Annotated in this window: 16 protein-coding genes and 3 tRNA genes; 9 read left to right on the top strand and 10 right to left on the bottom strand. The window is 35.6% G+C overall.

Going from position 1 to position 23,431, the window contains the following annotated elements; genetic code table 11:
• Positions 1 to 135 precede the first annotated feature (135 nt).
• Entirely contained in the window at positions 136 to 723 is a 588-nt protein-coding gene (locus JSS34_04280; protein ID MBS0185543.1) for a prolyl oligopeptidase family serine peptidase, read from the top strand.
• A 234-nt stretch (positions 724 to 957) separates the two neighbouring features.
• Here the strand turns inward: JSS34_04280 and JSS34_04275 are convergent, their stop codons facing one another.
• From JSS34_04275 to JSS34_04260, 4 genes are all read right to left on the bottom strand, one after another.
• Entirely contained in the window at positions 958 to 2,799 is a 1,842-nt protein-coding gene (locus tag JSS34_04275; GenBank protein ID MBS0185542.1) for a DUF3857 domain-containing protein, read from the bottom strand.
• 14 nt (positions 2,800 to 2,813) lie between these two features.
• Positions 2,814 to 4,706: a DUF3857 domain-containing protein gene (locus tag JSS34_04270; GenBank protein ID MBS0185541.1), complete on the bottom strand. Its 1,893-nt coding sequence runs from the start codon at positions 4,704 to 4,706 to the stop codon at positions 2,814 to 2,816.
• A gap of 98 nt (positions 4,707 to 4,804) precedes the next feature.
• Positions 4,805 to 4,957, bottom strand: a complete 153-nt coding sequence (locus JSS34_04265) for a hypothetical protein (protein MBS0185540.1) — start codon at positions 4,955 to 4,957, stop codon at positions 4,805 to 4,807.
• 204 nt (positions 4,958 to 5,161) lie between these two features.
• Positions 5,162 to 5,236: transfer RNA gene (locus JSS34_04260), tRNA-Gly, on the bottom strand.
• A gap of 382 nt (positions 5,237 to 5,618) precedes the next feature.
• Here JSS34_04260 and dnaK point away from each other — a divergent pair.
• From dnaK to tssI, 4 genes are all read left to right on the top strand, one after another.
• Entirely contained in the window at positions 5,619 to 7,526 is a 1,908-nt protein-coding gene (gene dnaK, locus JSS34_04255) for a molecular chaperone DnaK (protein ID MBS0185539.1), read from the top strand.
• Positions 7,527 to 7,647: 121 nt separating this feature from the next.
• Positions 7,648 to 8,769, top strand: coding sequence for a molecular chaperone DnaJ (gene dnaJ, locus JSS34_04250; protein MBS0185538.1), 1,122 nt, complete (start codon positions 7,648 to 7,650; stop codon positions 8,767 to 8,769).
• Between the two features lie 451 nt (positions 8,770 to 9,220).
• Positions 9,221 to 10,366: a hypothetical protein gene (locus JSS34_04245; protein MBS0185537.1), complete on the top strand. Its 1,146-nt coding sequence runs from the start codon at positions 9,221 to 9,223 to the stop codon at positions 10,364 to 10,366.
• A gap of 128 nt (positions 10,367 to 10,494) precedes the next feature.
• On the top strand, positions 10,495 to 12,675 hold the full coding sequence (tssI, locus tag JSS34_04240; GenBank protein ID MBS0185536.1) for a type VI secretion system tip protein VgrG: 2,181 nt from the start codon (positions 10,495 to 10,497) through the stop codon (positions 12,673 to 12,675).
• Positions 12,676 to 12,958: 283 nt separating this feature from the next.
• On the opposite strand, the gene JSS34_04235 is transcribed toward tssI, so the two are convergent.
• Complete coding sequence (locus JSS34_04235) at positions 12,959 to 13,597, bottom strand: hypothetical protein (protein MBS0185535.1); 639 nt, start codon at positions 13,595 to 13,597, stop codon at positions 12,959 to 12,961.
• Between the two features lie 338 nt (positions 13,598 to 13,935).
• Between JSS34_04235 and polA the strand changes: the two genes are divergently transcribed.
• The 4 genes from polA (at position 13,936) to JSS34_04215 (ending at position 19,251) form a co-directional block, all read left to right on the top strand.
• Positions 13,936 to 16,698, top strand: coding sequence for a DNA polymerase I (gene polA, locus JSS34_04230; GenBank protein MBS0185534.1), 2,763 nt, complete (start codon positions 13,936 to 13,938; stop codon positions 16,696 to 16,698).
• Between the two features lie 136 nt (positions 16,699 to 16,834).
• Positions 16,835 to 18,295 carry an NTP/NDP exchange transporter gene (locus JSS34_04225; protein ID MBS0185533.1) on the top strand — a complete coding sequence of 487 codons (1,461 nt, stop codon included), beginning with the start codon at positions 16,835 to 16,837 and terminating at the stop codon, positions 18,293 to 18,295.
• A gap of 118 nt (positions 18,296 to 18,413) precedes the next feature.
• On the top strand, positions 18,414 to 18,674 hold the full coding sequence (locus JSS34_04220) for a hypothetical protein (GenBank protein ID MBS0185532.1): 261 nt from the start codon (positions 18,414 to 18,416) through the stop codon (positions 18,672 to 18,674).
• 358 nt (positions 18,675 to 19,032) lie between these two features.
• On the top strand, positions 19,033 to 19,251 hold the full coding sequence (locus JSS34_04215) for a hypothetical protein (protein MBS0185531.1): 219 nt from the start codon (positions 19,033 to 19,035) through the stop codon (positions 19,249 to 19,251).
• Between the two features lie 288 nt (positions 19,252 to 19,539).
• On the opposite strand, the gene JSS34_04210 is transcribed toward JSS34_04215, so the two are convergent.
• The 5 genes from JSS34_04210 to JSS34_04190 all read right to left on the bottom strand — a co-directional run.
• Positions 19,540 to 19,613 (bottom strand) — tRNA-Gly (locus JSS34_04210).
• 35 nt (positions 19,614 to 19,648) lie between these two features.
• A tRNA-Glu gene (locus JSS34_04205) sits at positions 19,649 to 19,724 on the bottom strand.
• A gap of 268 nt (positions 19,725 to 19,992) precedes the next feature.
• A complete protein-coding gene (locus JSS34_04200) occupies positions 19,993 to 20,868 on the bottom strand; it encodes an acetyl-CoA carboxylase carboxyltransferase subunit beta (GenBank protein MBS0185530.1) in 876 nt (291 codons plus the stop codon).
• Positions 20,869 to 21,125: 257 nt separating this feature from the next.
• On the bottom strand, positions 21,126 to 22,373 hold the full coding sequence (locus JSS34_04195) for an ATP-binding protein (GenBank protein ID MBS0185529.1): 1,248 nt from the start codon (positions 22,371 to 22,373) through the stop codon (positions 21,126 to 21,128).
• 303 nt (positions 22,374 to 22,676) lie between these two features.
• Positions 22,677 to 23,431 (bottom strand): PD-(D/E)XK nuclease domain-containing protein (locus JSS34_04190; protein ID MBS0185528.1); only part of this gene is annotated, 755 nt, incomplete at its 5' end.

Below are 23,431 nucleotides of genomic sequence, written 5' to 3'. Positions count from 1 at the left end.
TGCTTCCATTTGCAGAACATCATACTTGTTATTTTAATTTATGGAAATAGTATAATTTTCATTCCCGGAGGGCCTGAGTATTCATTCAATTTTAATTATAGCGCACTACAACAACATTTTGCTGATAAAGGATTTATGTTTATACAAGGTGGAAGACGCGGTATGCTAGGCTTTGGAAAAACCTTTAGACAAGCTCTTTATAACTCCAGCACAAGTACTTTTCTGGAAGATATTGCATGCCTTATAAGAGCTCTTCATACGTCAAAAGAAGCCTTAAAACTTGAGAAGATCTTTCTAATGGGAGCGAGTTTTGATGGAACAACAGCGCTTTCAATTGCAACCCAAGCTCCCTATAAAGACCTCCCTATTGATGGATTTATTACACTTGGAGGCGTTTTTAATATTGGAAAATTTTTTCAACAACATTCTTCTTGGGACAATCCTCTAAAACACGTTCTAAATCCTATCGAAAATCTCTCCAATCTTTCCAAACCTTTTTTAGTTCTCCATGGAGATTTTGATGAGCAAGCTCCTCTTGATGAAGTTTTCGAATTAAGAGAAAAAAAAGAGACATTAGGTGCTTCACTGCTCCAAATACATGTTTTAAAAGGAGCAAATCATCAACTCGATAATACAAGTGAAGCTCTTCTTGCCTCAACAGAGGGTATTGTTAATTTTTGTCGAACTGGAAAATATTTTCTTTCTAAAGAATCATTAATATAGATCTCTCTCGAAGAAAAAATTTCTTAAAGTGATTCATGATAAAAAAAGATAATTTTAAAAACCCTATAAACTTAAAAGTCTTAATTCTTTTAAAATTTAAAGAAAATATATCTTCTAACTTACCGTTCTCTTAAGCTTAATTCCTACAAATTATCAAAAATCATAGGTACAACTTTTAGAAAGACTTATTGTGACCGATCTAGAAAAAAAAATGATAAAGAAATATGCAGAAAATTATTCTCTTTCCAAAGCAAAAATAGCAGACGTTTCAGCCTCTAATATATTGAGTAAAGGACGAAGGAGCTTTTCATATTCTTCAGGCGTAAAGTTAGCTCTCTCTATCTTATATTCCTGAGTGATGAAAATTTTATCCTTTTCCTTTTTGTATATGCTTTTATAAAAGCCTCCAGAATTTTCTAAGGATACATTTTTTGGAAGAGACAAAATTTTGTACCCTTCTGGAATTTTTATTTCATAAACCCATCTAAGCTGAGACGGAAGGGTTCTAAAAGGATAGAGTCTTTTTCGCGAAGTAAGATCTGCATTCAAGCTTTGAGGCGTTATAATATTCAATCCAAGAGGAGCCCAAAAACAGACCACTTTATCTATAGCTAAGGCTTTAGGGCTTACCCATTGTCCATTTACAGAAAAAAGAGGAGAGAAATCTAAAGGATTTTGAGGAAGAATAAATTCTCCTTTTCCTCCTTCCCGCGTTGCCTCTAAAAAGTAGAAAGCTGCACCTGTAAGGGATGCCTGATAAAATCCTTCACGTATTTGAGCATTATAGGCGCCTGTTGCCTTAAGAATACTTTTTCCTTGGATTGTGCCATCAGGTAGGATTTCAATACTATTTTTGTTTTCATACGTGTTCTTCTCCGCTTTCAAAAGAGGCAGATGAATTGCCTTTCCGTGGGGAGTCCCAATAACAGCAAATCGTCCTGCCCAATTCTGTGCTGCATTATCCACCATCGTAAAAAGATTTTCTGGATTTAAAAACATCTTATATTTTGGAATATAGAGAAAAATCTTTTCAAATTGAAGAAGGGTTGGAAGCGGCAAAGGATTATATAACGACCCAACTGCACAAGGATACGATTCTATTCCTTGTGTTTTTAAAAGTGCCTGGAGCAGAAATGCCGAATCCTTTGAGTCAGCTCTTTGATTTTTTAAAATGTCTTCTAAAGTATGATGCTCAAAAAATCCTTCATTCATAAGAGGAACTTTTACCAACGCAAATGTATTCATCATCCAGGCACAAAGCATATCTATCGCCTCTTTACCTTTTTTGTTTTGAACAATTCCCTGAGCGAGGGTTTTCAGAGATGAAGGTATAGGACTTTTATTGTTATATGCATTGAAAAGTTCTCTTCCAATATCTTCCCAACTTGAAAAAGAAGAAACCATAAACACCGGTGCAAAATCCAAAAAAGAAGGCATGGCGCTTTCTTTTCTATAAGAGGGCAAGTTTTCTAAATAGGCATGAATATGCCGGACATTTCCCTCTGTTTTATCCTCAACTTTAAAATCACCGCGTAATTTCCATAAAAGATTCAAGCTTTTTGGTATAGTAATATCAATAATATAGTTTTGAACGCCTGTTCTATAGGGTGGAGAAAAGACAAAAGAAAAACCATGCACATCTGGTTTTATTTGCGTAAGCTTTGCTGAAATATAAATACGTGTTCCTACGCGTAATTGTGGAAAAGTTATACTGAGTTGCTGATAAAGACTAAAGAAAGGATGTTTTTCTGTATCGGGTGTAGGCCGAATAAAAATATTTTCAGATTCAACTTTTATTTTTTCACCGTTCGGGTGAATGACATATGCTTCAATAACTTCAAATTTCTGAGAACTCGGGCAAAAAGAGAAAGACCAGGTTTGAAAATGAGGAAGAATTTTTTTTGTAAGGACAGTTTGATCGATAACAAACGCATTAACATATGTATAATCTTCATTTAACTGAAGTTCATTTTTGTAAGAATGAACGAGAACATTGTCTCTTGCAAAAAGATAAGAAAGAGGAATTAAAGAACTTAAAACCCCGAATATTAAAAAAAATTTTTTAAAAATGGACATGTCATCTCTTTCTTCTATTTCTTCTTATAGATGAGAATCGTGTTAAAATCTTTTTCTAACGTATCTATCAACGTATAAAGATTCTCATAGTCGTAGGGTTGAAAATGAATTTTATCGAACGTTAAAGAACGTTCCACACAAAGCGTTTTTTCTTTCATCCAGTATGTACTTTTATAACTTCCTCCTGAAATAGTTAAATTAACGTTCTGAGGCATTTTATACAAAACATACGTCTGTGGTGTCTTAATTTCATAAGACCACTTAAAATGCGCAGGATAAATATACTTTGGAGAACCGGTTGGAGTTGGATAGAAACTCATAAAAGGATAGAGTCTTTTTTTATGCTCTACTTGATCTTTAAAAAGCTGAGGATTAATAATTTCTAATCCCAAAGGAATAGAGAAAAGAGCAAATTCATCTCCAAAAAACAATTCATGTGCACTTTTCCAAGATCCTTCAACAATAAAGGATTCTGCGATGTTATAAGGGCTGGTTGAAAGCCTAAAGTCTCCATATCCTCCAGCAGCACCATTTTTTCGTAACAAATTATTTGCTTGAGACTGTAAAGAAGTCACTTCTGAAGAAAACATGTCAGAAAAATAAAAGCGCAGCAAACCATCAGCACTCCCTTTTGCCTGAATTATATTGGACCCTTTTATACTTCCATCAGAAGAAATATCGATACTACTTTTATTTTCATAGATATTATCGTCTGGTTTAGGCATGGGCAGATATGCCGTTTTACCTTCAGGACTTGGAATAATCACAAACTTTCCATCAAGACCTTGCCCAAGGACACCCAACGTTGCTAAGGCATTTGTTGGATTTGCGAAAATGTTAAATTCTGGCAAATAAATCATCATATGATTAAATTGAGCTTCACAAGGTAGAGGAAAAGGATTATAGAGTTTTCCCCAAAAAACCAAAACCGGAAATGCCTCAATATTTTGTACTTTTAAAAGAGTACGCATCAGGTTGACATGATCTTTACAATCTCCATACCCGTTCTTTAAAATTTCTTCTGCTTTATGTGGGATAAATTCTTGTTTTATGTTGAGATAATGGGCAACATACTGAATGTTTTGTGTAATCCAGTTATAAATAAGCTGTATCGCTTCTTTTCCTTTTTTACCTTGAACAATTTTATTTGAAAGCGCACGAATCTCTGGGCTAATATCTTCTATTCCTCGATAGGTTTCATAAAACTGAGCTGCCATCTCTTCCCAAGTTTCAAAAGAGGACACGACAAAAATAGGAGCAAAACCTAAAGGATCAACCATTGAGTTTTCAAAGACATGGGGCAGAATATTCTTAAGCTCTGCTGTAATAATACGTCTTGTGTTTTGTTCAAAATCTTCAACTTTAAATCCTCCTCTTTCTTTCCAGAAAAGTTTAAGAGACTTTGGAAGATTTATTTCGATAGTGTAATTTGCAACACTCTGATAAAAAGGTGGAGAGAAGACGCTGGTATAGCCAAAAGGCAACGGCTTTTTTTGAGTTATTTTCCAGGTAATATAGAGTGTGCTGCTCACCTGAAGTTCAGGAAATAGGACACGCATTGTTCGAGAATTTGTAAATCCAGGAGCATCTTGAGATGCAAGGGAGCGCTCTATTGTAATGTTTTCGGAAGGAACTTTTAGCTTTTCTCCATCTGGATGAATAACATAGGCATCAACCTCAAGATCTTGAGAATCTGGGAAAAAATCATAGGTAAAACTTTGTAGCGCAGGAATATCCCCTAAATTTGAAATTGGAATAACAAAAGAATCATATTTTGTATAGGTATAATCTTCATTTAAAAAAACTGTCTTCTTTATCTGATGAGACTGAAGGTCCTGAGCAAATGCATCAGAAGACAACCCTACAAAAATAAAAATAAGAAATCTTACCCATTTTTGGATCTGCATTAAAACTTGCCTTATTTTCTTGAAAGAGTGAACTCCTTTGAAAAGAATTCTCTTTCCAAAGGAGTTTTACAATTTATTTTTTCGATCACTCTATGGCTTTAATCACCAATATTAGATTCGCCACCATCTGATTGTGTAGTATCGGCAGAGTTGTTATTATCACCATAAAACTCATTAGCAATAACTTTCATTTCCATACCCAAAGCAAAGATCATTGCTAAAAAAGCAGTTGTTATTATTTTTGTTTTCATTTTTTTCTCCTGTTTAAAGTTTATCGTTATTTAAGATATTATATCAAAAAAACACTTTCTTCAACAATACTTAAAGAGATTTATAGAGTTCTATCTTAAGAGACTGAAAAATATAATTAAAAAAAAGAGAGAAATTTTCTTGTTCTAAAAATACCTTTTTTGTTATAATTTTTCCCTAAGAATCTACGTTTCCGTAGATTTTAGTGGAGCGGGCGAAGGGATTTGAACCCTCGACCCCAACCTTGGCAAGGTTGTGCTCTACCCCTGAGCTACGCCCGCATATAAGATGTTATTTTTATATTTTTTGGTATTCTTAACAACATCATCCTTTGAAGTCAAAAGAAAAATTTTGCTTTTCAAATTTTAGAGAAAAGAAGATCTTGTTGTCTCCATCAATCAAACTGTGCTAAAGAAAAAGTAAGATTATAGGGAAAGGTATCTTTTCTTAATTTCTTTCATGACAAGATTCATTAAAAACAGCTTGAAGCTCATCCTTTATATGAGAAAAATTTTTACAAAAGCATTTTTCTTAAAAAAAAATGGTCTTCCCCCTTGAAATTAAAAAAATGAATACTTACATGTTTAAGAAGGAGCGTCTAAAAATCCTCCCCCCCTTTTTTATCTACTTAACGTATTATCATAATCCTAAGGAGAAAAAATAATGTCTTCAAATAAAGTTATTGGTATTGACCTTGGAACTACCAACTCTTGTGTTTCAGTTATGGAGGGTGGAAAGCCAAAAGTGATTGAAAACAGTGAAGGGTTTAGAACAACGCCTTCAATGGTGGCCTTTACAGAAAATGGTGAACGTTTGGTCGGACAGTCTGCAAAACGTCAAGCGGTAACCAATTTTGAAAACACTATTTTTGCTGTAAAACGCCTTATTGGACGCAGATACGATGATCCTCTTACTCAAAAAGATAAAAAATTAGTTCCTTATAAAATTATCTCAGGAGATAATAAAGATGCTTGGGTAGAAGCACGTAATGAAAAATATAGCCCAAGTCAAATCAGTGCATTTATCCTTCAAAAAATGAAAGAGACCGCTGAAAGTTACTTAGGAGAAAAAGTAACAGAAGCCGTTATTACAGTTCCAGCGTATTTTGATGATGCTCAACGCCAAGCAACAAAAGATGCAGGGCGTATTGCAGGGCTTGATGTCTTACGGATTATCAATGAGCCCACAGCTGCAGCTCTTGCCTATGGACTTGAGAAGAAAGGAACAGGGCTTGTTGCTGTTTATGACCTTGGAGGCGGAACATTTGACGTTTCTATTTTAGAAATTGGTGATGGCGTTTTTGAAGTCAAAGCGACCAATGGGGATACATTCCTTGGGGGCGAAGACTTTGATCAACGCATCATGGACTATCTTGCTGATGAGTTCAAAAAAGATCAAGGCATTGATCTTAGAAAAGATCGTCTGGCCCTCCAGCGTCTCAAAGAAGCCGCCGAAAAAGCTAAAATTGAGCTTTCAAGTTCCCTTCAAACAGAAGTTAATTTACCGTTTATTACGGCTGATGCATCTGGTCCAAAACATCTCACCATAAAACTCACGCGTTCTAAACTTGAGTCTCTTGTTGAAGACCTTGTTGAACGAACCATTACGCCTTGCAAAGAAGCTTTAAAAGATGCTGGTCTTAAAGCCTCTCAGATTGATGAAGTTATTCTTGTGGGTGGGATGACGCGCATGCCCTATGTCATTGAAAAGGTAAAAAATTTCTTTGGGAAAGACCCTCATAGAGGGGTAAATCCAGATGAAGTTGTTGCAATAGGCGCAGGTATTCAAGGAGCTGTCTTAAAAGGAGACGTAAAAGATGTTCTTCTGCTTGACGTGACGCCTCTTTCCCTTGGAATTGAAACACTTGGCGGAATTTTTACCCGCCTTATTGAGCGCAATACCACAATTCCAACACGTAAAAGTCAGACTTTTTCAACGGCCGAAGATAATCAAACGGCTGTGACAATTCGTGTTTTCCAAGGTGAACGTGAAATTGCTGCCCACAATAAATTACTTGGTCAATTTGATCTTGTAGGCATTCCTCCTGCTCCTCGAGGTGTTCCTCAAATTGAAGTTACATTTGATATTGATGCAAATGGTATCGTCCAAGTCTCAGCGCAAGATAAAGCAACTGGAAAACAACAGCAAATTCGGATTCAAGCTTCCGGAGGACTTTCTGAAGCTGAAATTGAAAAAATGATCAAAGAAGCCCAAGAAAACGAATCAGAAGATAAGAAACGACGTGAAATTATTGAGATGAAAAATCACGCCGAAAGTCTCGTTAATACTGTTACGAAATCGCTTTCTGAAGCCGGCGATAAAGTTAACGCAGACGATAAAACAAAAATCGAAGCTGATCTTGAGGCTTTGAAAAAAGCTCTTGAAGGCGAAGATTTAGAAGATATTAAAGCTAAAATGGATGCTCTAAGTCAATCTTCCATGGGCTTGGCAGAGCTTTTACATCAAGCTTCTCAAGAAGCACCTTCTGAATCTCCTACCTCGGAAGAAGGACCTGTTGTAGATGCTCAGTTTGAAGAAATTACAGACGATCATCCTTCAGACTCTAAATAAGGTAAAAGAAAGAAGGACTTTTGAAAGATTTTTCAAAAGTCCTTCTGGAATTTCTATTTCGTTTTTTCTTAAGCTTTAAGATAAAAAGATTTTTTAACCTCTTATTTTTTTATAACACACCATGTCAAAACGTGATCTTTATGAAGTTTTAAATGTCTCTCGTACAGCAGACCAAGAAACTATTAAAAAAGCATTCCGAAAGCTTGCTTTACTATACCATCCTGACCGCAACCCTGGAAATAAAGAAGCAGAAGAAAAGTTTCGAGAAGCCACATCAGCCTATGAAATTTTAAGCGATGAAGATAAGCGTGCGGCTTATGATCGCTACGGCATGAGAGCTTTTGAGCAAGGAGGACATAGCTCTCAGACCTATGAATTTAGTGGCACTGATTTTTCCTCCATTTTTGAAGAAATGTTCCGCGATATGACAGGCGGAAGCTCCCAAAGACCTCAGCCTCAAAATTCACGTGGATCCGATATTAAATATGATCTTGAAATCCCTCTTGAACACATCTTTAAAGAATCACGTCCTGAAATTTCACTTCGCACACTGGTGACGTGTGACACTTGTGATGGAACAGGGCAGACGGATAAGAGCGTTGCGGAAACTTGCCATCATTGCTATGGATCTGGACGTCAAAGGGTTCAGCAAGGTTTTTTTATGATGGAGAGAACATGCACATCTTGCCAAGGAACAGGAGCGCTTATTCAAAATCCTTGTACAACGTGTAAAGGACAAGGACGCCTAACAAAAACAAAAAAAATCTCGATTAATATCCCAGCAGGCATTGAAGAAGGAACACGCCTCAGAATCCGAGGAGAAGGTGAAGCAGGACTCCGTAGAGGAACTGCTGGGGATCTTTATGTTTTTGTTTCAATTCTCCCCCACCCCTTTTTCGAACGTGAAGGCGCTGATTTGTTTTGTTCAGTTCCACTTCCCATGACAAAGGCAGCCTTAGGGGACAAAATTGATGTCCCCACCATTGAAGGTGGAAAAGCCACAATTACCGTTCCTGAAGGCACACAGTCAGGACAACATTTACGCCTTAAAGGAAAAGGCATGCCTATTTTACAAAGGTCCTCTCGCGGAGATTTAATTGTAGAGGTTATTGTCGAAACTCCTCAAAATCTCACAAAAAAGCAAAAAGACATTCTGCGCGAATTTGATGCACAAAGTAAAACAAAGAAAGTGAGTCCTCAATCACAAAGCTTTCTTGAAAAAATGAAACGTCTATGGGCATAAAAGAAATTAACATACTTTTTTCACGTAAAGATATTTTTAAAACAGGCAAAACATCCTGCTGTGTTTTCCTGTTTTAAGAATTGTTAAGAATCATATTTTGCTTCTTCTAAAAAAAACTTCAGCTTTTCAATACCTTTTGGTATTATTCCCCAAAATATCTTGATCTTTTCTAAAAAAAAGCGCCAAAATTAAGGGTAGTTAGCCTTTTTATATAAAATTATATAAAAACTTCAGAAAGAAACTCATACGCATATCAAAAAATAAGAGTGGATAATTCTGATGGTCTTACATCTGCTGCGATAAGATTTTTTATTTTCTGTACGAACTTAAATTTCTTTCTCATTTTTAGTTTGAAAATGAAGAAGGATTTCTCCGTTTTTTAAATAATGCATAGATATTAAAACTGAGAAAAAAGGGATAGGAAATTGAATGTAGGATAAAGGAGATACCCATGAAAAATATACCAACACTCATTTTATACGTGTTTATTATCTTTTCACCTTCTTTTGTCCTATCCATGGCGCAAGAGGAACGTGAAAGCAAACCAGTTCTTCATGTCGCAACAACACTCTTAGAAGAAAGCATTCTCATTTCTCGAGAAGGGTTTACAACGACTAAAAAACCCCACAAAGGTCACAACTATTTTTTCTTAACGCCACAAACACCCGATATTTCACTTTCAGAAGAAATTACTTTTAATCTTCACTCAATAAGAAACTCTCTTCTGCAAAGAGTTTCTTCACAAGATCCTTTCTCCTCCTCACCCCTTCATATCCCTTGTCTATTTATTGATAAAGAAACTCAGGCTGAAACAGCTTTAGACATTCCTTTCCATACAATTTCATCTGTGGAATTCATAAATTTACCTCAAGAAGATTCATTTCAGAAAAATACAACTTTAACCATTCAACTTCTTGGAGGATTTACCCCAGGAAGAGAACCTCAATTAATACTTGAATTTATGCTTCTTTGTTCCCATTTTTCTAAAGACGTGAATCCTCCCTTACCTCAAATATCTGAGCTTCATTTCAAAAGTTATCATCTTTTGCCAAAGGAAGAACCTGTATCCATAGGTAAACCTCCGTTAATTCCCTCTAAATCTCAACTTTCAGATCCATTCCTTGTTTTTTATGATGCCTCTACCGGTTTTCTTTTTAGAACATCATCCTCTCTTCCTTCTTCTTATTTTGAAAGAAAACCCTTATGTTCCAGATCTTCTCCGGTGGAAATGGTTTCCTTTGGAGAGATTTTGCGGCCTTCTCCACGTTATTCAGGATATTATAAAATTTTAGCGTCTGATCCTTCTCCCTCTTGTTATGTTTTCAAGCATGATACGAACTTTTTTATCGCTTATAAAAACGGCTTCAGTCTTTCTCCTTTGGAAGATGAAGAAATTATTTTTCTAACAAATTTATTAAGCCCTTCTAATTCTGAAATCATTGTAACGGATCCTCTTCTTTTAAATTTAGGGAATGGATACTATGAATTTCATTTAAAAGGTCATCCTTTTCTCAAACCTTCTGTTTCTTCTTCTTTATCTCTAAAATGTGCTTCTCCGGTCGTTGCATGTTTTGCCCTGTTTTTAAGTGTTTCTTAAAAAATCTTTTTCCTTTGAATTTTTAAAATAAACCTCTTCACATGTCCCACCTTGTGTTTTAAAAAAGGGTGGCGTATTCTTCTTGAAGACAACCATAGAATGAAAAGATTTTAAAAATAAGGTTATGGATGCCAGGAACACTTAAAACAGAAGAAAAAGTATATATTTCTCTTGAAACCTCTCTAGGTCAAAATATGCTTATTCTTACGCAGGTTGAAGGCATCGAATGTCTTTCTCAGCCTTTTGAATTTCATCTTGAAATGTATGCCCATACACCAGACTTAGATGTCAAAAAAATCATGGGACAAGAAGCAACGATCACCCTTCGATTTAAAGATGGTATTCGATATGTTAATGGTATCATTGGAGAATTTGTCCAAGGACCTACAATTGGGAAGCCCCGTATTCAAGAAAGTAACCGCGTTCTTCGAAAAGAAGAAGTTACTTACTATACAGCAAAGCTTTATCCCACCTATTGGCGCACGCAATTTAACAGTGATTGTCGTATTTTTCAAAATCAAAGCACCCTAGATATCACAAAAAAACTCTTTCAAGAACACCATATTCGAGATGTTAAAGATTTAACACGTGACCGTGGCCGAAAACCAAAAGAGTATTGTGTGCAGTATAATGAAAGTGTATTTAATTTTACGAATCGGCTTTTTGAAGCAGAGGGGATTTTTTACTTCTTTGAACACACTTCAAATAAACATACACTCGTCTTAGGAGACAATCCTTCTTCCTATTCTTCTCTTTCCATAAAAGATAAAATTCCTTATATCCGTGGAGAGATCGCCACTCCTCCTTTTTCTGCTATTTATGAATGTCATGTCTTCCAAACCACCGTTCCCAACGCTTTTGCATCTTCTGATTTTAACTATACGACGCCACGAACAAAACTAACAGCACAAACAAAAGGCGATGGACTTGGTGGAGAAGTTTTTGAATATCCTGGAAACTATCAAGTTCAAGATGTTGGAGAGGCCATTACAACATTACGCATTCAAGAGAAAGAAAACACTCAACTTTTTTTGAAAGGAAAATCAACGTGCCCTTTTTTCTTAAGTGGGTATAGTTTTGATCTCACAAATCATGAGCGCATGGAATATAATACAACTTATGTCCTTCACAAAGTTCATCATAAAGCACGCTATGATGAGGAACAGGAGGGGTTTATTTATGAAAACGTGTTTGAAGCTTTTCCTAAAAAAACACCTTTCCGCCCGCCTCTTAAAACACCCCATCCTAAAATTTATGGATCCCAAACAGCTATTGTTACAGGCAAAAAAGATGAAGAAATTTGGACCGATAATTATAGCCGGATTAAAGTAAAATTCCATTGGGATCGACATGGAAAAGATGACGAAACAAGCTCCTGTTGGATTCGAGTTGCGACTCTTTGGGCGGGCTCTCAATGGGGAGCACTCTATACGCCACGTATTGGACAAGAAGTGGTTATTAGTTATTTAAATGGAAATCCTGATCGTCCCCTTGTAACGGGTTCCGTTTATAATGCTGATAACATGCCTCCTTACCGTCCTAATGACCCCACAAAAGCAACTCTTAAAAGCAATACATCGAAGGGAAAAAAAGGATTCAATGAGCTTAGATTTGAAGATAAAAAAGATCATGAGCAAATTTATATTCATGCCCAGAAGGATATGGAAATAGATATTATCAATGATCGGACGACCACCCTTCAAAAAGGCAATTGCAAAACCACTCTTGCAGCTGGAGATCGAACAACGATTCTTCAAGGAGGTTCTGCCAAAGATGAAAATTCTGGAGGACCAGACAAACGCGGAAATGATTTTCTAACCATTAATAAGGGCAATCGAACGGTTAAACTGTTAGGGCAAGGCTCTGACAAAGGAACAGATACGTTAGAAATCACAAAAGGAGATCATATTGTAACCCTCGACAAAGGAGATGAAACCATTACCCTTAAAGAAGGGAACCGCACTGTCAAACTTTCTAAAGGGAATGAAACGCATGAGATTACAGGGAACTACACCCGCAAAGTAACCCAAGACTATACCTTAACGGTTGACGGAAATTTGACAATTGATGTTACAGGAAACATCACAATTAAATCTGGTCAAAATACAACTCAAAATGCAGGCATGAACTTTTCAATAAAAGCCGGGCAAAACATTATGGCAGAAAGTGGCATGAACACGACGATCAAATCAGGTATTGAATTTCTCTCTGAAAGCAGCACGATGACAATGAAGGTGAGTGGCATCGGACTTTGTCAGGTAGGGGGAATCTTAACGCTTAAAGGCGCAATTGTGACCGTCAATCCATAAGCTTAATCCAAATTAGGGATAAGAAAGAAAGCTTATAAAGGAATGTAAAAGGATTAATAGGTAAAGTAAGCTGATAATGCATAAGAGCCGCATCGATCTCTAGGGTGACTTAAGGCATTGAAGGGTTTTAGAGAAGAAAAAATAGTTTCAGAAAATACTTTTGCAGACTCTTTAGGACAGAGCCATTCATTGAGGCATTTCTCTCTTCCAGCCAAAAAAGAAAATACTTCAATTTTTCAATTTGTTAATTATCCATTTCAATAGTTTGGATAAAGTCTAAAGATTAATCAGATAAATCCATATCCCCAAAATAATCTCTTAAGGTAGCCATCGAATTCATCTGAGCAATTGCATTTTGCACCTCATCAAGGGACATCTTTGCTTCAATTTGACATTGCCTATTATTATCCCACTTAGGTCCAAGTTCATTAGCCATCTTAAAAAAAGTCATTAAATAAGTACGTTGATATCTATTGAACTCTGCATTAAAATTGCTTCGTAGACAAGAGAGGAAAATTGAAACCGCTCTTACGCGATAAGTTAACATCTCTTCATTAAAATAAACTTCAGCCCCTCCTCCAAGTCCTATAAGAACAGGTCCTCGAGTTTCCGAGGATAGATTATTGTTTGAACAAAACTGCAAACATTTTGCAACAAGAAGTCTTTTCTGATTAAGAGTTCTTCCGGATACAAATAGCATTTCAGTAAGTTTATGAGCACTTTCGTCATCCATTCCTTGTCTTAAGGGTTCTGCAATTATGGTAGATGTATGAAAGTATTGCTCCAGGAACATTTGATATAATGAATTGACACGTGCTTGAGCTTTCAAATTCCCAATATCTTCATCATCCATACAATGAGAGTACTTCACACAACCTGTTGCCATAATAAGAAAAAGTATCATATATTTTATAATGTTCATTTTCTTTAATCCCACATTTAATATAATTAAATAATATTTATCTCTAGCATCATTACTATAACTAATACATAATACAAACATCTTATCGAAAACAAGATTCTTCTTGTATGAAATTGCAACATCTTTTTATCAATGTATACTAAGCTTATCATCACTAACTATTTTTTATTTTAAAAAACCTTTGCTTTTGATTTTTTTTAAATAAGTCTTCATAAGCGTATTTTTAGAAAAAACAATCTAGACCCTTTCCTTTAGAACGCTTATGGTAAAAATCTAAATGATAAACATTGTATTTTCATGGCTTACAGAGAATTAATAATATAGCAAGGTTGCCTCTTATGACAACACATCCCCCTCTTATTCTTGTGGATGGCTCTGGTTACATTTTCAGAGCCTATCATGCTCTTCCTCCTTTGAGTCGTGCTGATGGCACACCTGTTGGAGCTGTTTATGGATTTGCAAGCATGATTCTCAAACTTCTTGAAACAGAAGAAGATGGGTTTGTTGTAATTTTTGATGCTGGCCGCAAAACTTTTCGAAATGAGATTTATCCTGACTATAAAGCCCATCGCCCTCCGGCACCAGAGGATCTTATTCCTCAATTTCCTTTAACCCGTGCAGTCTGTGAAGCTTTTGGCGTAACCTCTCTTGAAATTCCTGGATATGAGGCAGATGACCTTATTGCAAGTTATACAAAAGAAGCTTTAAAAGAAGGGCGTCCTGTTAAAATTATCTCAAGCGACAAAGATTTAATGCAGCTCGTCTCTCCGGATGTACTTCTTTTTGATCCTTTTAAAAATAAAACCATTGGGGCTCAAGAAGTCTTTGAAAAATTTGGGGTTTCACCTTTAAGTGTCATTGATGTCCTAGCTCTCATGGGAGACACAAGTGACAATATTCCCGGTGTCCCTGGGATTGGACCAAAAGGAGCAGCTGAACTCATTCAACGTTTTACAAATCTTGAAAATCTTTTAAATCACATTGAAGATGTCTCGAAAGCCTCCCATAAGAAATCTCTTTTTGAACATGCAGAACAAGCCCGTCTTTCTAAAAAACTTGTTCAGCTTTATGATAATATTCCTCTCCCTAAACCGCTTTCAGATCTCCATATCAAGCCAATGGAACCCTCTAAAATTGTCTCTTTTTTAAAAGAACAAGGGTTTCATTCATTAATTCCGCGGCTTGAAAAATATCTTCGAAAACAAAATTCTTCAGAAGCTTCGGCACCCTCTTTTTCAGCAGACCTGCCTGCTTCCGACGTTTCAACTTCTTATGAGTTAATTTTAACAGAAGCAGCGCTTCAAAATTTTTTAAAAGAAACCCTTAAATATCCTAAACTTGCAATTGATACAGAAACCACATCTTTGAATGCTCTTAAAGCTGAACTTGTTGGCATTTCTTTATCTTATAAGCCGGGAAGCGCTGTCTATATTCCAATAAATCACAAAAAAGAATTGTCTCTTTTAGATCAAGACACATTTCAAAAACAATTACCCCTTGAAAAAGTAATTTCTCTTTTAAAACCTATTTTTGAGAATCAAGCTCTTTTAAAAATTGGCCATAATATTAAATATGATCTTCTTGTTCTTAAAAATTATGGTCTTAATATTTTTCCCCTTGATGATACAATGGTGATCTCTTATGTCTTAGATGGTGTCAAAACCTTCCATAGTTTAGATCATCTTTCTGCTTTGTATTTTAATCATACAACGGTAAAATATAAAGATCTTGTGGGTTCCGGAAAATCTGAGATTACTTTTGATTATGTTCCCCTTGATCTTGCCTGCCACTACGCCGCTGAAGATGCTGACTATACCTTAAGACTTTATGAAATCTTAAAACCGCGTCTTATAAGAGAACGTTTGAATTCTGTTTATGAAACATTGGATCGTCCTCTCATTCCTATTTTAGCAGATATGGAAAGTGAAGGAATTCTTGTTAATCCTCAAGCTTTAAGACACTTAAGTGCGCTTATAGCAGATGAGATGGCACTTCTCGAGCAGAAAGTTTATACACTTGCAGGCAGACCATTTAATCTTGCCTCTCCCAAACAACTTTCAGAGATTCTTTTTGAAGAAATGGGCTTAGAAACTGGGAAAAAGGGAAAAGCAGGGGACTTTAGTACACGCGCTGGAATCCTCGAAAGTTTAGCCGAGCAAGGACATGAACTTCCTAAAGAAATCCTAAAATGGCGTGGTCTTGCAAAATTAAAAAGCACATATACGGATACACTTGTTTCTCAAATTAATCCAAAAACACATCGTGTTCATACATCTTACTCTATAACAAAAACATCCACCGGCCGCTTGGCTTCTTCTGATCCCAATCTCCAGAATATCCCCATTCGTACAGAAGATGGTCTTCGTATTCGAAAAGCTTTTATTGCAAAACCACACCATCTTTTTCTATCTCTTGATTATTCTCAAATTGAGCTTCGTCTTCTCGCCCATGTTGCAAAAATTCCCGCTTTAATAGAAGCTTTCTTAAAAGGGTATGACATTCATGCCATTACAGCATCTTATGTTTTCTCAACCCCCCTCGAAAAAATAGATAACGCCTTAAGACATAAAGCAAAAGCGATTAATTTTGGGATTATTTATGGGATTAGTCCTTTCGGTCTCAGTCAGCAACTTGGTATTTCCGTAAAAGATGCTAAAGAATATATTGAGACCTATTTTAAAACCTATCCTGGCATTGAGTCTTATATGAACACAACAAAAGCAGAAGCTCATCAGAAAGGTTATGTGGAGACCCTTTTTGGACGAAAATGTTATATCCCAGACATTAATGACCGTTCTTTACAAATTCGTGCTTTCTCAGAACGCCAAGCGATTAATGCTCCTCTTCAAGGAAGTGCTGCTGATATTATAAAAAAAGCAATGATTCGTGTTGCTCAATTTTTGAAAGAAACTTCATCCTCTGCAAAGCTGCTACTCCAAGTTCATGACGAATTGATTTTTGAAATTTCAGAAGATGACCTTACATCTTACGGTCCTCAGCTTAAAAAAATCATGGAAAATGTTCTGAAATTAGATGTCCCTCTTATTGCAGATGCAAGTATCGGATTAAACTGGGGTGAGATGAGAGGTCATACTTTTTGAAAAGAAAACCAAATTTCTTTTTATATTTTTTTAAGAAATTTTCCTTTCTTCTCTCCTTAAAAATTTGTATATGTTTTTTGATCTTTATAAAAAAGATCAATGAATTTTTTTTAGTTTTTCAAAAAGTATCTCTTCCATGACCTTTAATATTCGCAATATTCAAAAATTTCTTCTTCCTATTCAACGTCATGAATGGCAGAAATTTCTTCCCATGGCGCTTATGATGTTTTTTATTATTTTTACATTAGCCATATTAAGAACAACAAAGGAAACACTTGTTATCAATTCAGTTGGCTCTGGTATCGAAATTATTTCTTTTATTAAAACTTACTGCGTCATTCCTGCTTCACTTGGATATATGGTTTTTTATGTCATCCTAAGTAATTTTTTAAGCCAACGAACGCTCTTTTATATTACACTTTCTCCTTTTCTCCTATTTTTCTTAAGTTATGGGTTATTTATTCATCCCAATTTAGAATCATGGCATCTTTCAACACATAAAGCCCTTCTTTTTCAAGAAACTTATCCTTCTTTAAAATGGTTCATTATTTTACTTGGAAATTGGGGATATACTCTTTTTTTTGTTGTCTCAGAACTTTGGAGTGCTGTTGTTTTAAGCCTTATGTTCTGGCAGTTTTCTAATGACATTACAAGCTCAGAAGAAGCTAAGAGATTTTATGGCCTCTTTGGATTTATTGGCAATTTCGGGCTCATTGCAGGAGGTATTGCCATTGTTTTTTGCTCTCAACACATTCTTGGGCTTGATAAGACTGCATCATGGGGACAAAACGTTAAAATGTTAAATCTTATTGCGAGTTTTAGCGTCGCCTCCATCCTTTTTCTTTATTACTGGATGACGTCTATTAAGCATTTTAAAAGAAATAACTCTCTTCAGAGTCCTGCGTCAAAAAAAGCAATCTCACCAAAACTAACATGGCGTGAACAGATAGTCTATGTGGCAAAGTCCAAACATCTTCAATATTTAATCATTATTGTAATTGCCTATTTTATATCCATGAATTTTTGTGAAGCTATATTTAAAGATCGAGTTCTTAATGCTTTCCCAGAAAACCATGATTATAACTCTTTTATGGGACGTCTTCAGATTATGGTTGGAATTGTCTCTATTATTTTAACTTTCTTTGGAAGCGCCTTCTTAAGATTCTTTAGTTGGCGCACGGGAGCTCTTATTACGCCACTTGCCCTTCTTATTTCAAGCAGTCTATTTTTGGGCCTCATTATTTATGGGGATCATCTTCGCTCTTTTATAAATTTTGATCTCCCTTTGTTCGTTGTATGGGTTGGGCTTGGACAAAGCATTATGATGCGTGCCACAAAATATTCTTTTTTTGATCCAACGCGAGAAATGGTTTATATTCCCCTTGATAAAGAATTGAGAACAAAAGGTAAAGCGTGTGTTGATCTTCTAGGGGGACGCCTTGGTAAAGGAGGAGGAGCCTGGATTCAATCTTTAATTTTTATTTTTACTGGACTTGGATTTGAATCCTTAACACCTGCTTTTCTTATAACCATATGGGGCATTCTTATTATATGGTTTATTGCAATTCAACGATTAAGTCAGATTCATCAAGCATAAACAGCCTTCTTTAGAATTTTTTAACTTTTTTCTTGATTCTTGACAAAGCTTCTAAAAGAATTCACATTTGACCTTAATCATACTGTAATCATACAAAATAAATTCATGGAGGATCATCTTGATTAAAAAAATACTCTCTATAACTGTTCTTGGAATTTCTATTTTCTCAGGAAATTCTTTTGCTATGCAAACTTTAACACCAGATTGCGCTGCGCAAGCGTTCCAGACCAATAACTCATGTCCTGCTGGATGTATATGGGATTGTGACAAGCCACACTGCCGAAATCCTCAATGCTCGGATTATCAAAGCAACATTACGTGCCCTGCACAATGTGGTTGGAGTTGTCCTGATAACGCCTGTGTTCCTGGAAATGAATAATTAAATTTTTTTATGAATGATTTGTAAGAGAGGCTTAAAAAAGGACATTCTTAATAGCCTCTCTTTCGTTCTTTCTTGAGATAATCTTTAAGTAATTTTTTAAATTAAAAACGATAGTACTTGGTTTTTTAAACGTGTTTGTTATTCTTTTTTACAAAAAGAAAATTATATTCATATTTTAAAATAAAATCGAAAAATTAATGAAAATTTTTAAAATTTAAGGACAAAATGTCGTTCTTTCTCAGAAGCACACAACCTCTTATCGAGTCTTAACTCTAAAAAAGAAAACTTATTATTCTTTATGGAGCTTGACGCACTGGAAAAACAACGCTTTCAAATGCTATTTTAAAGCAAGCTATTGCTTGCGGAAAAAAAGCAAAATATTTACGAACTTTTATCTGTCAATGAAGATCTCAGCACAACAAATGAAGTTATGCTTAAAAACTATATAGGACATCTAGATCTTGTTGTCCTGGATGAAGCTCAACATATTGAAAATATTGGACTTATTTTAAAAAATTTTAATCGATACGTATCCCGAAGTATAAATAATTGCAACAGGGTCCTCACGTTTTGATCTCGCAAACAAAATGGGAAAATTTTTGCATCATTGAGCATATGAAATCCAATCAAGCGAAACGCCGGTTCGTAAATTCTTATTTTTGGCGCACCTGTGCACAATAAGAGATTGATTATATTGAAGAATCCAATGGTGAAATAAAAGGATATGAATTCAAATGGAGTCCCTCTTCTAAAATAAAAAGTCCAAAAGCATTTTTAGAGACGTATGAAAATGCCTCCTTTCAAAAAATTGATCCTTCCAACTATCTTTCATTTGTAATGCCTTAAAAGAAAGTAATCTTTTTGGAGCGGGCGAGGGGAATCGAACCCCCGTCGTAAGCTTGGGAAGCTTCTGCTCTACCATTGAGCTACGCCCGCAGAGAAAGATTTAGAAAGGGGAAAATTTAAAAAGATGGCGTCCCCAACGGGATTCGAACCCGTGTTGCTGCCTTGAAAGGGCAACGTCCTAGGCCTCTAGACGATGGGGACACAGAAAGAACAATATTATTCTCTAAAGAGAGATAACGATATCTTATCATAAAATCAAGGATTTTATGATCGTTCTTTCTCTTTTTAATTTATTTTTGGATTTAAACATCTTTTTATTCCTAAAAAACCGATCATATCTCTGGTAAAAGATGAAAACACAAAGATCATCCTCCTTTTTACAATTTATTCTTATGCCTCTATTTTTTAAATAGAGCAGAAAGAAAAAATTCTCACACTCAAAATTTCATAGATCATATTACTGCCAAATTTATTGAACAGAAGAAGACACGTGGGGGTGCATAACGAGGTTTAAAAGACGCGCAAGCGTTGCGCGCAAATCTTTTCGAGGAACGACCATATCAACCATTCCATGATCAAAAAGATATTCTGCACATTGAAAATCATCTGGGAGCTTTCCACGAATTGTTTCTTCAATGACACGCCTGCCTGCAAACCCAACAATAGCTCCAGGTTCTGCCAATGTAATATCCCCAAGCATTGCAAAAGAAGCAGCAACACCCCCCATTGTTGGATCTGTTAAAAGAACCCAATAAGGCAGTTTTGCTTCACGAACCATTTGTACCGCGACGGTTGTACGCGGCATTTGCATTAAAGATAAAATCCCCTCCTGCATACGCGCACCTCCTGAAGCTGGAATAACCAATAGAGGAATGCGCCTTGAAACAGCATGTTGAGCAGCTTGGACCAAACCTTGCCCAACAGAAAGCCCCATAGATCCTCCCATAAAAGAAAAATCAAACACAGCAACAACAAGAGGGTTTTTTTCAATTTTTCCTTCTGCCACAAGCAAAACATCATCCTCTTGCGTTTTTGATTGATACTCTTTCAACCGATCAACATATTTTTTAGAATCTTTAAATTTTATGGGGTCTTTTAAGACAGGAGAAATTTCTATACGATGATAAACGCCCTCATCAAAAAGAAGCTCAAATCTTTTATGAGCCGGAAGCCGTGCATGATATCCACAATGATGACACACATAAAGCTCTCGAATGAAATCTTTATGAAAAACCATTTGCTCACATTTGGAGCATGTATCCCAAAGATTCTCTGGAATATCTGTTTTTTTAGGATGAACAAGTGCCTGAATCTTAGGTCGCACAAAATTTGTAAGCCAATTCATGGGAGTTTCCTTTTGACATCCTTTCCTCTTTAACAGAGGAAGATTCCTTAAAAAACTTAAGCTACAAGCTTATTTAAGGATGGTTCCTGATTCAACGAAGCTGCCTTCCGCATTTTAACGACGTTGGTCTTACTGCTTCTCCACATGCAGTTAGAATTAGCAAACTCAGACTCAACACGCAAGCTTTTCAGAAAATTCTTTAAAAAACTGTCGTTTTTTCTTTGTGCAGAAATCTTCTCTTTATTGGGAAACAAATATCAATTCCACAAAAAATGTAGCGGGAGTGCCCACATATCTTTTCCAAAAGGAACAACTTCTTTCCCCCGATAAAGAACAATGCCTGTAACAAAATCTTTTCCAATTTCTTCTTGGAGCTCTCGAATTGCTTTAAAATCTCTCTCATCAATATGTTCACGTGACTTTATTTCAATGGCAACAAGGGTCCTATCTTCTTTTTCAAGAAGAATATCAATCTCTTTTCCATCACTTTTTCTAAAATGGAGAATAGAAACCTTTTCTTTTTCATAAGAAGCAAGCTTTTTAAGTTCACTAACCACAAAATTTTCAAGAACATGCCCAAAAAAAGAAGGGTTTTGGAATTGAAGGGTTTCAAGATCATAATTTAAAACTGCACACAAAAAAGAAGTATCCATGATATACCCTTTCGAAGCCTTAACAAGCCGTTTTCCAATGTTTCGAAACCATGGCATAATCTCAAACGTTAAAAACATCATCTCAAGGACTTTTCGATAATGTTTTTCTGTGACTGGATTTAGCCCTAAATCCCGGGCAATATCAGCATCATTCAAAAGATTTCCAACTCTAAATGCAAGAACCTTTAAAAGATTTGGAAGAAGAGCGATTTTATCGAGCTCAAATAACGCGCGAATATCTCTTTGAATAATAGACGTTAAATATCCTTCAAACCAAATTCCTCTTTCTTCTTTGCTTTTGTGAGAGATTTCCGGAAAAGTGCTTTGCCATATAACCTCTAAAAGACTCAAAGAAGAAGATCTCATTCCATGAAAATCTTGATTAAAAATACGCTCTATAAAATTTCCTTGCCCATCTACGACTTCAAATGCTGCCAAAGGATAAAGCGTTGAAACGCTCATCCTTCCCACCAAAGCTTCTGAAAGCTTTGGAAGTGCCAAAATATTTGCTGACCCTGTAAGAAGATAACGACCATTTATATTTTGCCCTTGTAGACGAGCTTCATCAATGACTATTTTTAAAGCTCTAAATAAATCGGGAACCAGTTGAACTTCATCAAGAATTAAAAAACCCTCCTGGCGTCCCTTCAAAAATTCTAATGGGTAAGCTGTCGCAGCAGCAAGTTGTGTCGCATTGTCAAAAGTTACATAAGACACAGGAAACTTCTGTTCTCCAATTTTTTGAGCCAATGTACTTTTTCCAACCTGCCGAGGTCCATTTATAAAGACAATGGGACTCACTTTTAAAGCGGTTTCTATTTTTTTAATGAGAGGGCGATTGATGTATGTCATTTTATGAAATTCCTATTTTCTAAATATACATTTTTGAAATTATAAAGTCTAACTTTATTTTTACAATATTATTATTTTAAAAAAACAAAAAATGAACAATCTTGAGTGGTTTTCTTTGTATTGCAATGAAAACACCAAAGACTTCTGATGAAGACACTAACCAATGATTAAAGATGATTTCAGAAAAATATTTTTCAAGAACTTTTTTTATGAGAATTCAATGTTTCGTATAACTTCAGGAATTTTTCCTAAAAATCCTTAAATTGATCTTAATTATTGGAAATAGGTCATAAAAGGCTATTCTTATCCTTCTTTAGAGGCAATTTCAACATCTTTTCCCCGAAAAGCCAGCCCAACCTTAAATATCTTTTCGATTGAATCATGATCTTTAATTTTAGATTCATAATTCTGAGCCTCTATCTGCTCAAGCGCCCTCTTCGCAAGAAGAGATAAATCTTCCTCTGTTTTTGAGAACTTAAACTCTAAAATGAGAGCATTCTTATATTTTGCACATGGTTTTGGCAGAAGAATAAGATCAGCTCGTCCCAAACCAGACTCCTTTTCTGTCTCCACAAAATATTGAGAAGAAACAGCAGAAATAAGTCCAAGAATAAAGCCATTATAAAAAAGCTCTGCATTCTTCAAGCCTGTTGAAAAAAAACTGACAGATAATTCAAGATAACTTTTAAGTTTTTTGCTAAATACATCTATATACCCTTTAAGAAGATCATCTAAAAATGCATTATATTCATTCATATCAATTTTAAGTTTTTTCGCAATCCAAGCCATGGAGGAAACTTCAAAAACTTCTTGAACTTCTCTATTTGGAATACGAACACTGCACCTATACATGCCTGCTTTTGCGCTTTCAATCGCATTTGTTGTTAAATAGCCTGAAAAAAGCAAGAGATTATAAAGCGCATTCGGAGAAGACTTGATATCAGAATATACCATTTGCGGATCCGCAATTATATCAATAGCTCTTCCTTCGATAAGAGTTTGTATTTCTGTTTGAAATTTATCAAGAATGAGCGCTTGTTCAATAAGTGCCGTGCTTG

This window comes from Pseudomonadota bacterium (assembly GCA_018242545.1).
Lineage (GTDB): Bacteria > Pseudomonadota > Alphaproteobacteria > 16-39-46 > 16-39-46 > 16-39-46.
The sequence above is the reverse complement of the archived record's forward strand: the minus strand, read 5'-3'. Positions and strand labels throughout refer to the sequence as shown.